Genomic DNA, 13,247 nt, shown 5'->3' on the forward strand with positions numbered 1-13,247 from the left:
ACTATCTTTAAAATAGTTGACATAAGCTGCCTCACAACGACTTGCATTTATACTAAAATCTATGGCTTTTTCTTCTATTGTGCGTGCTTTGGCGCGATCGCCTCTAACCACAGAGCTAGTTTCCAAACTCAATCGTCAACAGGATTTGCGGCTAAATGGTGTTCCCCGCTTTCCTAAGGGTTTAGTCGCTTCCGCATTAGCACAAAATTCTGAAAAGAATTTATTTGTAGTATGTGCCACTTTAGAGGAAGCTGGACGCGCTTATGCACAATTAGAAGCGATGGGATGGAAGAATGTGTATTTTTATCCCACTTCTGAAGCGTCACCTTACGAGCCATTTGACCCCGAAACGGAAATGACCTGGGGACAAATGCAGGTGTTGGCTGATTTGGTCAAGATTCAAGAGTCAAAGGTCAACGGGAGTCATTCAAAAATCGCGATTGTGGCTACTACGGGGGCGTTACAACCTCACTTACCACCACCAAATGCTTTCATCCCTTTTTCTCTGACTTTAAAAAAGGGTATGGAATTTGACTTAAATACCTTTAGTACTAAACTCGCTACTTTAGGCTATGAGCGAGTACCTTTAGTGGAAACGGAAGGGCAATGGAGTCGGCGTGGTGATATTGTTGATATCTTTCCTGTAGCTTCTGAGTTACCTGTAAGGTTGGAATGGTTTGGTGATGAAATCGAGCAAATCCGAGAATTCGATCCCGCAACTCAACGTTCTGCTCTTGACAAAATTGACCAAATCATTCTTACGCCTACTAGTTTTGCGCCAATTATTTTAGAAGCACTGCAAAACAGTGCGGAGTACCAAGGGCTGAGTGCGAAGATGAATTCTGGCTCAGAACTTGATACAGAAGAATTTGAAGGTAGCCGTCGCTTTTTGGGGTTAGCTTTTGAGCAACCTGCATCACTTTTAGACTATTTAAGCGAAAATACTCTAGTTGCCATTGATGAGCCAGAACAGTGTCATGCTCATAGCGATCGCTGGGTAGAAAATGCTGAGGAACAATGGTCGCTGGGAACTGGGGAAATCGACCTAGGTTCTGTACAATTACCGAAAATCCATCGGTCTTTTGAAGACTGTTTAGCAGCAGCGGCGAATTTTAAACAAGTATATTTATCGGAACTGGCAGAAGAAAACACTGGAATTAATCTAGCTAGTAGACCTGTTCCGGTTACACCACACCAGTTTGCTAAACTTGCCGATACATTGCGCCAAGAACGCGATCGCAATTTTTCGACTTGGCTAATTTCGGCTCAACCTTCCCGTTCTGTATCCCTTCTGCAAGAACACGATTGTCCGGCGCAGTTTATCCCTAATCCCCGCGACTACCAAGCAATTGAAAAGCTACAAATCAACCATATACCTGTAGCCCTGAAATATTCTGGCTTGGCGGAACTCGAAGGTTTTATTTTGCCGACATTCCGCTTAGTAGTAGTCACTGACAGGGAATTTTATGGACAGCATTCCCTAGCTACACCTAGCTATATCCGCAAGCGTCGCCAAGCTGCGTCTAAGCAAGTCGATCCGAACAAACTGCGTCAGGGGGATTATGTAGTTCACCGCAGTCACGGGATTGGTAAATTTGTCAAGCTAGAAAGTCTGACAATTAATGACGAAACCCGTGATTATATCGTGGTGCAGTATGCTGACGGCTTGCTGAGAGTTGCAGCCGATCAAGTAGGTTCTTTATCGCGCTTCCGCACTACCGCCGATAAAGCACCCGAACTGCACAAAATGACGGGTAAAGCTTGGGAGAATACCAAGAACAAAGTCCGCAAAGCCATCAAGAAATTGGCAGTGGACTTGCTGAAATTGTATGCAGCGCGATCGCAACAACAAGGCTTTAACTACCCAGCGGATATGCCTTGGCAAGAGGAAATGGAAGATTCTTTCCCTTACCAACCGACAACCGATCAGTTAAAAGCTGTACAAGATGTCAAAAGAGATATGGAAAGCGATCGCCCAATGGATCGCTTAGTTTGTGGCGATGTCGGTTTCGGGAAAACAGAAGTAGCAATTCGCGCCATTTTTAAAGCTGTCACCGCAGGTAAACAAGTCGCCTTACTTGCACCTACTACCATTCTCACCCAGCAACATTACCATACCCTCAAAGAACGCTTTGCCCCCTACCCGGTGAATGTTGGCTTACTCAACCGCTTCCGCACTGCTGAAGAACGGCGAGAAATTCAAAAGCGGTTATCAACGGGAGAGTTAGATGTAGTCGTTGGTACACACCAACTTTTAGGCAAAGGTGTCAGCTTCCGCGATTTAGGGCTGTTGGTAGTCGATGAAGAACAACGCTTTGGCGTTAACCAAAAAGAGAAAATTAAAAGCCTAAAAACTCAAGTGGATGTGCTGACACTCTCCGCTACTCCCATTCCCCGTACTTTGTATATGTCTTTGTCCGGTATTCGGGAAATGAGTTTAATTACCACACCACCCCCATCCCGGCGACCGATTAAAACTCATCTCGCCCAGATGAATTACGAAACTATCCGTACAGCCATCCGTCAAGAACTAGACAGAGGCGGTCAGGTATTTTACGTAGTGCCGCGGGTCGAGGGAATTGAAGAGACAACAGCCAAATTGCGAGAAATCATCCCCTCAGCGAGATTTGCTGTGGCTCACGGTCAAATGGATGAAGGGCAGTTAGAATCAACCATGCTCACCTTCAACAATGGTGAAGCAGAAATTTTAGTTTGTACGACAATTATTGAATCTGGTTTAGATATTCCCAGAGTTAACACCATCTTAATTGAAGATGCTCACCGCTTTGGTTTATCACAGCTGTACCAATTACGCGGTCGTGTCGGACGTGCGGGAATTCAAGCTCATGCCTGGTTATTTTATCCCCAGCAACGAGCATTATCTGATGCTGCAAGGCAGAGATTGCGGGCAATTCAGGAATTTACCCAACTAGGTTCGGGATATCAGCTAGCAATGCGCGATATGGAAATTCGCGGTGTAGGTAACTTACTAGGTGCAGAACAATCCGGTCAAATGGATGCGATCGGCTTTGATTTGTATATGGAAATGTTGGAAGAATCGATTCGCGAAATCCGCGGCCAGGAAATTCCCAAAGTTGACGATACCCAAATCGACCTCAACCTCACAGCCTTTATTCCCGCCGATTACATCCCCGACTTAGATCAAAAGATGAGCGCTTACCGTGCAGTAGCGGCGGCGAAATCCAAAGAAGAATTGACACAGATTGCAGGAGAATGGAGCGATCGCTATGGTGGAATTCCCGTAAGCGCTAATCAATTATTGCGCGTTATGGAACTCAAACAACTAGCAAAGAAATTAGGATTTAGCCGCATTAAACCAGAAAACAAACAGCACATCATTTTAGAAACCCCAATGGAAGAACCAGCTTGGAATTTACTGGCGGCGAACTTACCAGATCATCTGAAAACGCGATTTGTCTACTCTCCTGGTAAGGTGACGGTGCGAGGTTTAGCTGTTCTTAAAGCAGATCAACAATTGCAAAGTTTAATTGATGCTTTAGGGCGAATGCAGGGGGCGATTCCTGAAGCCGCTATGGTTTAAGTAATTGGGAGCATTACAATTATGAGAACGGCTCAGAATCTTTAAAATAAATAGTTTACATATGTTGATACAATGGGCAATTAAGGGTATCAATGGTGACTTAAGTGGCATTGATGATAACACTGCCAAAAGCATAATAGATGATGGACGCGGAATATTGTGTAACTGGTGGCGAAACCAGATCCAAATTTCGCCACCAGAAGTGCGGGACAAACTAACCAAAGCTAATCTAGGATTGCACGTTAATCAATATGATATTGTCAAGGATCGGACACCATTCATCTCCCTGACAGCAGGTTGCGTTGAGCGAGACGCAGCAATTCAAACTAACCAAATTCACCCTGCTTCCAAAGTAGCACGCAGATTTGCAACGCGCTGGGGCACAAGCCCAGGTTATCTCTTCTACTGTTGGGTAATTGTCGGACTCAAGCCAGCAGTAGAAATTTCGCAGATTGCAGAGGAAATTCGAGAATTGAATACTTATACTAGTTACTCACACTATCAACTTGAAGGCGAGATTACAGCAAAAATTCACATTCCCTCAAATCAAATCCTGAAATGCGAGAAGTATGAGCCTAACGGCAAAGGTCAATGCCCAAGAGTCTGGACACATCAAAATCGTAGCTTTATCAGACCAGCGGCTATTTTAAATATGCGGGAGCTTTTTTAGTCATGCAAGAGCGCGCCATCGAAATACTGAGACTTCAAAACATTGAACTTATCGAGTCACGGACGAGATTTCTGGAGTCCTATGCTGATGAAGTACTTGAAGAATTAGAATTATTTACAGAACCTTGGATGGCTGAAGTAGCTGCCGCAACAGCCTTAACTCAAGCTGCGCAATCTGCTTGGCTACTTGACGAAAATCGATCTGTGGACATTATTGAACGTGCTGCTTCACATTACAAGCATGGTGCTGGCTTACCCTACGGCTATTTCCTGTTCTCTCTCATTAGTAATTTTAGGGACACGATGGCTGCACTTTTAGATGGACCAGCAGTATCCATGCTAGAGGCAATTGTCAGCAATGAACACCCAGTTCGAGAACATTTGGGAGAGTATGAATTGAACTCTTTACACTATCCCAACCAGCAAGTCTATCTTCTCTTAGCATTTCTTAGTCATAGAGAAATAGCTAATGAGTTTCGTTACCTAATCGAAAGTGCGCTAGAGTCTCTCAATGTTCATGGTGCTCTACCTATGGGACCTCACAGTGTCCCACTGGCTCGTTATATGAAAATTGCTCACCTGGTCTGGTCTTTACATAGCAGTCCAGAGAACATTTTTTATGGGCGGGTTCGCCAAGAAATTAGCCCATTGCTCGATCTAGGATTTAGATATCAAGAATCTATTGAGATGGCTATGAGAAACCGCTATCTTTGGCAACAAATGCAGTCACCTGTAGAAATTATTGACTTCGATTCCGTAGGTCTTGTAACAATTTTTGCTGGAGCTTTAAGCCCAGCTCTTTGGGAAGAATTATCTTATACAATTCAACAAGAAATTCCACCACTCGCCAGTATTTCACTACAAGTTGCAAATTCATTTCTCAGACAACGAGGTAATCAAGAAATGAGAGGCTAAAGTCTAATTTGATGGAATTTGATGAACTTCAAGTAACTGCTCACAATATTGTTTCAATTTTGTGATTGCTTGTTTTGCTGCTTTTAATCTTTGCCAACGACGTTCATTTGGTTGGACATCTTCTAGAAGCGCTCTTAATGGTAAAAGCATCAATGAAAATGGTTCTTGCTCATATTTTTCAACAAAATGTGAATATTGCATACATCCTATTCCCTTCTCGTTACTAATGATAAGTAACTCACCGATACCACGCTGTTGAAGAGAAAAAACTTGCCTATCTTCACCAGTACCAGAATAACCAGAAGGGAATTTTGATAGAGATTGCGCAAATTCAAAAATTAAGTTAAACAATTCATTTTTTTCCTTTTGAGATTTAAACATCTCAAAGTTGAGTTCTTCCAACAATAAACGAACCCAACAAAAATACTGTGCAAACAGGTACAGTGTACTAGGCATAAAATAATCATAAGTTATAGACCAATTAGGATCTAACTGATAAGTAGAATTAGACTGAGTATTTTTACTTAAAGTAAGAAATCCTTGATCTTCCAAAATATTTTTTAATCTTTGTTCTAAATCTTGAACAGATCCTAAAATAGGATTTGACCATCGGATAATTTCATTTTTAATTCGCTCTTCAGTAGATAATTGTTTAGCAATATTTTGTCGATACTCTTCTATCTCCTTTACATACTCTTTTTTAAGAGTTTCAAGTGCATTGTTATTCTGAACATTTAGATTGTTTTTTAAAATTTCTATCTGGGTATTACTCTCTTTAGCTAAGACATTTTTTAAAATTTCGACCTCAGCATTTTTATCAGCTTTGAATTTATCTAAGTCTTTAGATAGAAGATGAGTAAAAATACTTTTAACCAGCCAAGTTATTGCGGCAACAATAGTCGCTGTTCCAAATAGTGAGCTAATTATTATGTTCCAGTTAATAATTTCAGTTGATATGATTTTATCCGTTTTAACAGTGACAGGAATTTGATTAATATTTGCTAAGAAAGATTGAGATTTTTTATCCCAAATATTTATGTAAAGCTGATCATTGTTATCTTGCGTGTACACTCTCATAGCTAAATCATTAGTTTCTAGTATCAGTTGTTTAGGGGTTTCTGCCCATGATGAACAAGGAAGCATGAGAGAGAAAATGCCTACTATAATAGCAACAGACAGACTTTTAGGAGTGTTTGTTGAAAAAATTAGTGAAGTTAAATAATCAGAGTGCTGTTTCATTGCTAATTGTCCTAAGATTTACAATGTTTATTAATGTTACTATCAAAACATTGTTATCGCTATAGACAAATCTTTATCCACGGTTGCAAAAGCCACAAATACCATAATCTAAAATGCTATTACTTTGCTGTAGTTAAGGCTAACCTTTCTAGAAGATTGGCATGTAGGAAGTTCAGTTTAAGATTTTTGAGTAAAACAATTTGATGCCAGTAACGCTCATATCAACCTTTCTACGTAAAATAAATAGAGATAGAGTTAGCCCGGTGGTTCTAGAGGCAATGCCCAAATGCTACAAGCAGCATCCAAAACTCTGACACTTGAGGAGTTTTTGCAACTACCAGAAACCAAACCCGCCAGTGAGTACATTGATGGTCGAATTATCCAAAAACCGATGCCACAAGGAAAACACAGTACGCTGCAAGGAGAACTTGTACCTGCGATCAATTTTGTAGTCAAGCCTAAGCGTCTGGCTCGTGCATTTCCTGAGTTGCGTTGTACATTTGGCGGACGTTCAATTGTACCTGACATCGCAGTTTTTGTTTGGAGCAGGATTCCCCGTGATGAGAATGGGGAAGTTGCAAATATATTTCCCCTTGCTCCCGATTGGACAATTGAAATCTTGTCTCCCGATCAAAGCCAGACAAAAGTAACCAAAAATATTCTCCATTGTCTCAAGCATGGAACTCAAATGGGTTGGTTAATCGATCCAGATGAGCAAACGGTTTTTGTTTATCGCCCTAAGCAAGAAACTGAAGTGTTTGATCGACTAGATGCACTCTTACCTATGCCATCGTTTGTGAGTGAACTACAGCTTACAGTCAAGGATTTGTTTGCTTGGTTGTTAGAGTAAGATTAAGCCTATTTTGGAGTGCGATCGCCCCATAACCTTAATTTCCCTAAAATTGAATTGTGATGTTGTGAGGAGGTAATTTTACCAACAGGTGAACAAGGAAAATCTTGCATAAAAGTTTGTCAATATCTGACGAACTTCTATCGTCCGATAGAGCTTGTAAGTTGTGATAAGCGTACAGGTATTGTGTACATCTTCGCGGGTGAAGATTTGCAAGTTAATTTATCGTGATGGCAAGTGGAGGTTTAGATGAAACCAGACTTTGACACTATGAGTATTGCTGAACTGCGAGCTTACCTGCTATTACATAGAAATGACGACGAGGCATTTTACAAACTTGCCGATCGCCTGGAAGCGAATTCTGACGATACTGATGTATACCCAATTCCAGACACACCTGAAAACATTGCCATCATGGAAGCAGCGATTCAGGAACAAGTTAAGAAGTTGGAAGAGAAACGAAAAGGTTAAGCGATGCCTTAGGTAATGTCTTCGACAAACGCAGAGGCAGCTGTTGTTTCAAAAGTTGGGAACGTTAAAATTTAATCAACTTTCAGAGTTGATAGCCTAATTTCATGAGTACCCTCGACCAAGTGCTAGAAACTGCTTTGCAATTACCCTATGAACAGCAGGAAATGCTGATTAAAATTCTGCAAAACCGCCACCATGAAAGTCGCCGTACACAAATAGCCGCAGATGCCCAGCAAACCTTAGCTGATTTCCGTGCAGGCAAATTTCAACAGCAGTCAGCCGAGGATGTTATTGCAGCATTGCGCGAGTCTTTGCACGAAGCAGAAGCATGAGTCCGCTGCTTTTAATCCCCAAATTTAAACAAGCATTCCGCAATTTTGCTGTGGAACTATAACTATGATTTTGAGCGATCGCTCTTTCTCTAACAACACAAATAGCGATCGCTCTAAAATCCCAACAGGTAAAATATCAAATTGAGTTAGTCTGGCATTACTAGAAGCAATGCCCATATGAATACATTAAAGTTGACAGGCAAATTTGAACAAGCATTAGTCTACGCAACTCGTCTTCATGCCAATCAAACACGTAAGATTAGCGATATTCCTTATATTGCTCACTTGTTGAGTGTAGCCGCATTGGTATTAGAAGCTGGCGGGACTGAAGAAGAAGCGATCGCAGCTTTGTTGCACGATAGCATAGAAGACCAAGGCGGCAAAGCTATTCGTGAAGAAATCCGCCAATCTTTTGGTGATGCAGTTGTCGCAATTATCGATGGTTGCACAGAGTCGGATACTCTACCTAAACCACCTTGGCAAGAACGTAAGAATCGATATTTAGAAAACCTGCGTCATTCTTCTGTCTCAGTCCGCAGAGTATCTTTGGCAGATAAACTACATAATGCCAGATCGCTACTAGCAGACTGGCGACAATATGGTGACAGCATTTGGACTCATTTTAAAACTGGTAGAGAGGGTACTTTATGGTTTTATCAATCATTAGTGCAAGTGTATCGTCAGACAGGCTCTGATTGGATGACAGAGGAACTAGAACGAGTTGTTGGTCAGTTGCAACAGGAAAATGTTAGCTAATATAAGTTTTTTAATCCCAAAAGCCCGTGCAAAGCTAAAATGTTTCAGTCCCCTTGCGGGGTTTTGTGCAAAGCTGATACCTTTGGCAGCGATCGCCTGAATTTTGTTGCTGGGAATGAATGATTAAGAAGATTTTGAATTATGAAAAACTAGTTTTATTAGCTTCTTTTTCGGACTATTTTCTTTTGGTAACTCCCAAATATCTCGTATTTGCTGTTGGCTATCGAGTAATAATTGAAGGTGAACTGGTAGTTGAGATTTGTGTCCAAAAAATCCAGGCTCACCATCTAGTATCTCGTTTTCAACTTTTCCATTAAACATAAGCTTCGACTCCTTCAAAGGCTAATGTTGGGGTCTATTTTTTGTCAATCTCCATAAGGTGCATTGGAATATCCAGAGCGAAAAGACCGAACACTTTTTTGTTCTGGATAATACTGATTTCTCAAAATGCTACCAGTGTCATTCCCCATCACATGAATTGAGATAGATGGAGTAAATACTGTAGTAGCTTTCACTGAATGAATATCTCCGTGAGGAGGTAATAAACGATAAATATCACCAGTTTTTACTTGATAATTACCAAGAATTTCTAACTGAGCAAATCCTTCTAATTCGCCGTTATCTAAGCGACGGTAGACTGTTTCTTCTTGTTTGCCTTGATATAATCCAACCAATCCCCAAGATAAATGGTCGTGAATAGGAGTGATGGAATTAGGAGGAATTACTAAACTAAAAATAGTTAAAGAACGCTCTTGAGAGCGATACAGCAACCATTGTCCAATACCACCACCGAAACTACTACTATAATTGGGTTGAGCAAAATGCTGTGGTAGCCATTGCCGTTTTTTTAAAAATGCAGCAAAATAAGGTTCTAAAATATTGAGAGTTTGTGCGCGATCGCCTGTTGTACTAGCAATAATTTCTTTAGCAGTAGCCACAAACTTAGATAGTTCCGGACTATCAACAAACCATTGATCTGCTTCTAGAGGTTTGAGAGTAGTTGTATAAGCCATAGAATTTTATTTGTATCGTTTGCGGGCTAATTACTCATCTGAATTCATAACCTACTGTTCGATCTAGAACTTGACGCAGAGCTTTAACCTTGGTGATAGCGGGTAAAATTATCGAGGAGCAAATTAACATCCAAATCAGGGTTTTGTTGATGAGTAAAAAAGCAAGTGCGATCGCCTAAGCTTAGAAAATTCTATCTCCGACATTCTCGCACTCGCTTTTACTGCCATAAAGTAGGTATCCATCCCCACCTAACACATTGCAACCAGCAAGCAAGGCCTTGATTTGCAATGATAACTGACTATATACGATCGGCTTCACCCACCGAAGGCGATCGCATTTAATAATTTACTACTGTTTGTTGGTCAATTTACCGTAGTTTGTTACATAAAAAAGCTTTGCACACTTTTCTCCTAAAATCAAGGGCTGTCTTAATAAAAGTTAAAAATTATCAAACAGGGTTGTAATTACTAACAAGAACTTACAGGTCAGCAAATAGTTGTATATCAATACAGCTATTTTTAGTAACTTCTCTTTCTTCAATCTAAAAATCTGCAAAATATAAACTTAATCTTAATGTTTTTGTATCCATCAATACATATTTGCTCAAGCTTTTATTGGATGCTACTATTTTGTAAAATATAAATTGCTTTAAATCGACCGACTTATAGTAGATTAATAGTAAATCACAACTCAAGTAACTTCTTACGATTTATAAAATAATTAGCATCACACCGATCGCTGAAGAATTAATGACTCTCCAGTAAGAAGTTGCTCATAAATTCTCCGAACTAAAATTGATTCACAAACAAATTAATGTTAAAGAAGCTATTCTGCCACCTGAGCAATATGCAGCTTCGTCACTCAAAAGCTAATAATTCGTAATTATGACCAATCCAACTGAGTTATTCCATCGTCGTTATGGTGTAGATGCATTTAATGCAGATATTCCTTGGAATGAGACAATATCTAATTTGCTGTCTCACCGTTCGATTCGTGCTTACCTGAACGATCCCCTCCCAGCAAACACCTTAGAAACATTGATAGCAGCGGCACAATCTGCATCAACTTCCTCAAATCTCCAGACGTGGAGTGTAGTTGCTGTCCAAGATCCCCAACGTAAGGAGAAGTTATCGCAGTTAGCGAATAATCAAGCACATATTCGCCAATGTCCTTTATTTTTGGTGTGGTTAGCAGATTTGGCAAGATTGGCATACATCGCCGAAAGTCAAGGATTACCTCATGAAGGCTTAAATTATCTGGAAATGTTTTTGGTAGCGGCTATAGATGCAGCATTAGCCGCACAAAATGCGGTTGTCGCCGCGGAATCTCTAGGTTTGGGAACAGTTTATATTGGCGCGTTGCGCAATCGTCCAGAAGCAGTGGCTGAGGTTTTAAACTTACCGCCTCATGTTGTTGCTGTATTTGGGTTATGTGTTGGCTATGCAGATTCATCTGTAAATGTGGAAATTAAACCGCGTTTACCCCAAGTAGCGGTATTGCATCAAGAGACTTATCAATTAGAGAAACAAGATGAAGCGATCGCAGATTACAACCAAATCATGAAAGCATTCTATAATTCCCAACAGATGAATGTTCCTGGGGATTGGTCAGAACACTCAGCTAAACGGATAGCGTTTATTGAATCTTTATCAGGACGCGATAAGTTGCGGGAAGTTTTGAATAATTTGGGGTTTGAGTTGCGATGAACAAATGCTGGGTACTGAACCAGAGAATCAGTACCCAGCACCCAATCTCTATTAATTAGAGGAGGACACTTGCGGAATGCGGGTTTCCCACGCCAATTGCTACAGCGCAGAGAGTGTTTGAGATTTAGACTGTTTGCAGTTGCAGGGTTTTTTGGAATAGTTCTAAAACCTTTTGCCAAGCGTCGGCGGCGGCTTCGGGATTGTAGCTGGCGCGATGGTTGCAGAAAAAGCCATGCTCTGCACCTTCATAGCGGAAGATTTTATGAGGAATTTGATGTTTCTTGAGTTCGGCTTCAATTTGTTCTGTGTGTTCTAGAGGGATTCCTCGATCTTCAGTACCAAAGAAGGCGTAAATGGGGCCTTTAATCTCTGAAGTATGAGTGATAGTAGGTTCACCACCACCAGGTATAGAGTTGGTAATTCCGCCACCGTAGAAGGAAGCTGTAACTTTAATATCTGGCAGAGTAGCTGCTAAGTACACAACATGACCACCAAAGCAGAAACCAATAGATCCAATTGCATCTTTTTGGACATTTGGCAGAGTTCTCAAGTAAGTAATTGCAGCTTGAATATCACTCAAGATTTCTTCTGCTGTGGTTTGTTCTTTATAGCCTCTACCACGTTGGATATCTTCTGGGGTATATTGAGCCTCGAAACCAGGAGCAGTGCGTTGATAAAGTGCGGGAGCGATCGCTACATATCCTTCTTGAGCCAACTTCTCTGCAACTTCCCGAATATGAATATTTACTCCAAAGATTTCCTGAATCACGATCGCGGCGGGGAATTTTCCCTCTTTTGCAGGTTCAGCTAGGTAAGCATCAATTTGCAAATCGCCGTTTGGGACTTTAACTTGAGTTGTGCGAATTCCTGTGCTTGTCATTTGAGAATTTAGCCTACAATCTCGTTGAAGGTGGATTGCTATTATACTAATACTGCTGTAAATCTATCGATTTACCGTATTTTATAACAGCATCATTTCACAACCCCATCAGAAAGGCAAGTACTTTAACCAAAATCCCAAGCAGTCAAGTAATTAAAACTGCTACGCTCTGAACTACGGACAGTTTGACAGCAGTAAATGTCTTCCTCTGCCTAAGGCAAAAATTATCTCTCAATCATCATCCGAGGTATCGATGAAATCCTCACTACTTCCTTCTTTGCCTTGTCCCATTAGAAGCTCAAATAAATGATTCAGCCGTTTTACCCCACTGAGAATAATTAAAGTCAGTAATCCCCCAATTAAACCCATTTGCCACAAACCACAGCCGATTGCTGCTCCTAACCCAGCCGCAGTCCATACACAGGCGGCTGTCGTTAATCCCCGCACTTTTGGCCTCTCAGACTTTCTGGGAGACTCTTGTAAAATCAATCCGGCTCCGAGAAATCCCACCCCAGTAGCTACACCCTGAATTGTCCGGCTCAAGGCGTTGGTAGCTGCATAAGGACTATCACCCTCAGCCTGCAAAGGAATCATCACAAATAATGCTGCTCCCATACTTACCAACATGAATGTTCTCATTCCTGCTGGTCTACCCCCCTGCTGACGATTGAATCCAATCATGCAACCAACCACAAGGGCTAGAACTAATCTGAATGCTATGTGCGGCCAATCGTCGGGGGTAAGAAGCATATCTCCCATTATTAGATTCCTTCTTTGAGATATAAAAATTTATCAGTAAAAATTTAACTACTGTAAGTCAATAGGTTTAATTGATATTAACGCAAGTTTAACA

General features: G+C 41.0%; 15 protein-coding genes. 9 read left to right on the forward strand and 6 right to left on the reverse strand.

All coding sequences use genetic code 11. From position 1 onward, the window contains the following. Positions 1 to 61: 61 nt before the first annotated feature. The 3 genes from mfd (at position 62) to AACU33_RS11720 (ending at position 5,146) form a co-directional block, all read left to right on the forward strand. Positions 62 to 3,562, forward strand: a complete 3,501-nt coding sequence (mfd, locus tag AACU33_RS11710) for a transcription-repair coupling factor (protein ID WP_096588669.1) — start codon at positions 62 to 64, stop codon at positions 3,560 to 3,562. Between the two features lie 61 nt (positions 3,563 to 3,623). Then, positions 3,624 to 4,232: a hypothetical protein gene (locus tag AACU33_RS11715; protein ID WP_096588670.1), complete on the forward strand. Its 609-nt coding sequence runs from the start codon at positions 3,624 to 3,626 to the stop codon at positions 4,230 to 4,232. Positions 4,233 to 4,234: 2 nt separating this feature from the next. After that, entirely contained in the window at positions 4,235 to 5,146 is a 912-nt protein-coding gene (locus AACU33_RS11720; protein WP_096588671.1) for a hypothetical protein, read from the forward strand. Between the two features lie 3 nt (positions 5,147 to 5,149). Here the strand turns inward: AACU33_RS11720 and AACU33_RS11725 are convergent, their stop codons facing one another. After that, the gene (locus AACU33_RS11725; protein ID WP_096588672.1) at positions 5,150 to 6,385 is read right to left on the reverse strand and encodes a hypothetical protein; all 1,236 of its coding nucleotides are present in this window, start codon (positions 6,383 to 6,385) and stop codon (positions 5,150 to 5,152) included. 286 nt (positions 6,386 to 6,671) lie between these two features. Between AACU33_RS11725 and AACU33_RS11730 the strand changes: the two genes are divergently transcribed. The 4 genes from AACU33_RS11730 (at position 6,672) to AACU33_RS11740 (ending at position 8,038) form a co-directional block, all read left to right on the forward strand. Continuing rightward, the gene (locus tag AACU33_RS11730) at positions 6,672 to 7,235 is read left to right on the forward strand and encodes a Uma2 family endonuclease (RefSeq protein ID WP_096588673.1); all 564 of its coding nucleotides are present in this window, start codon (positions 6,672 to 6,674) and stop codon (positions 7,233 to 7,235) included. Between the two features lie 129 nt (positions 7,236 to 7,364). Then, complete coding sequence (locus tag AACU33_RS37575; RefSeq protein ID WP_445291786.1) at positions 7,365 to 7,466, forward strand: DUF6888 family protein; 102 nt, start codon at positions 7,365 to 7,367, stop codon at positions 7,464 to 7,466. 18 nt (positions 7,467 to 7,484) lie between these two features. Continuing rightward, on the forward strand, positions 7,485 to 7,706 hold the full coding sequence (locus tag AACU33_RS11735) for a DUF6887 family protein (RefSeq protein ID WP_096588674.1): 222 nt from the start codon (positions 7,485 to 7,487) through the stop codon (positions 7,704 to 7,706). Positions 7,707 to 7,810: 104 nt separating this feature from the next. After that, entirely contained in the window at positions 7,811 to 8,038 is a 228-nt protein-coding gene (locus AACU33_RS11740; protein ID WP_096588675.1) for a hypothetical protein, read from the forward strand. A gap of 24 nt (positions 8,039 to 8,062) precedes the next feature. Here the strand turns inward: AACU33_RS11740 and AACU33_RS11745 are convergent, their stop codons facing one another. Next, a complete protein-coding gene (locus tag AACU33_RS11745) occupies positions 8,063 to 8,215 on the reverse strand; it encodes a hypothetical protein (RefSeq protein WP_339375935.1) in 153 nt (50 codons plus the stop codon). Between AACU33_RS11745 and AACU33_RS11750 the strand changes: the two genes are divergently transcribed. Further along, positions 8,216 to 8,794, forward strand: a complete 579-nt coding sequence (locus AACU33_RS11750; protein ID WP_096588676.1) for an HD domain-containing protein — start codon at positions 8,216 to 8,218, stop codon at positions 8,792 to 8,794. Positions 8,795 to 8,917: 123 nt separating this feature from the next. Here the strand turns inward: AACU33_RS11750 and AACU33_RS11755 are convergent, their stop codons facing one another. Beyond that, entirely contained in the window at positions 8,918 to 9,115 is a 198-nt protein-coding gene (locus AACU33_RS11755; protein ID WP_096588677.1) for a hypothetical protein, read from the reverse strand. 44 nt (positions 9,116 to 9,159) lie between these two features. Continuing rightward, positions 9,160 to 9,807, reverse strand: coding sequence for a cysteine dioxygenase family protein (locus tag AACU33_RS11760; RefSeq protein WP_096588678.1), 648 nt, complete (start codon positions 9,805 to 9,807; stop codon positions 9,160 to 9,162). Positions 9,808 to 10,692: 885 nt separating this feature from the next. Between AACU33_RS11760 and AACU33_RS11765 the strand changes: the two genes are divergently transcribed. Continuing rightward, the gene (locus tag AACU33_RS11765) at positions 10,693 to 11,514 is read left to right on the forward strand and encodes an NADPH-dependent oxidoreductase (protein WP_096588679.1); all 822 of its coding nucleotides are present in this window, start codon (positions 10,693 to 10,695) and stop codon (positions 11,512 to 11,514) included. Between the two features lie 124 nt (positions 11,515 to 11,638). On the opposite strand, the gene AACU33_RS11770 is transcribed toward AACU33_RS11765, so the two are convergent. Continuing rightward, complete coding sequence (locus AACU33_RS11770; protein ID WP_096588680.1) at positions 11,639 to 12,394, reverse strand: dienelactone hydrolase family protein; 756 nt, start codon at positions 12,392 to 12,394, stop codon at positions 11,639 to 11,641. A 231-nt stretch (positions 12,395 to 12,625) separates the two neighbouring features. Then, entirely contained in the window at positions 12,626 to 13,153 is a 528-nt protein-coding gene (locus AACU33_RS11775; RefSeq protein WP_339375936.1) for an MgtC/SapB family protein, read from the reverse strand. Positions 13,154 to 13,247: the final 94 nt, after the last annotated feature.

Origin of the sequence: Calothrix sp. NIES-2098, from assembly GCF_963875125.1 — a bacterium.
Taxonomy (GTDB): domain Bacteria; phylum Cyanobacteriota; class Cyanobacteriia; order Cyanobacteriales; family Nostocaceae; genus Aulosira.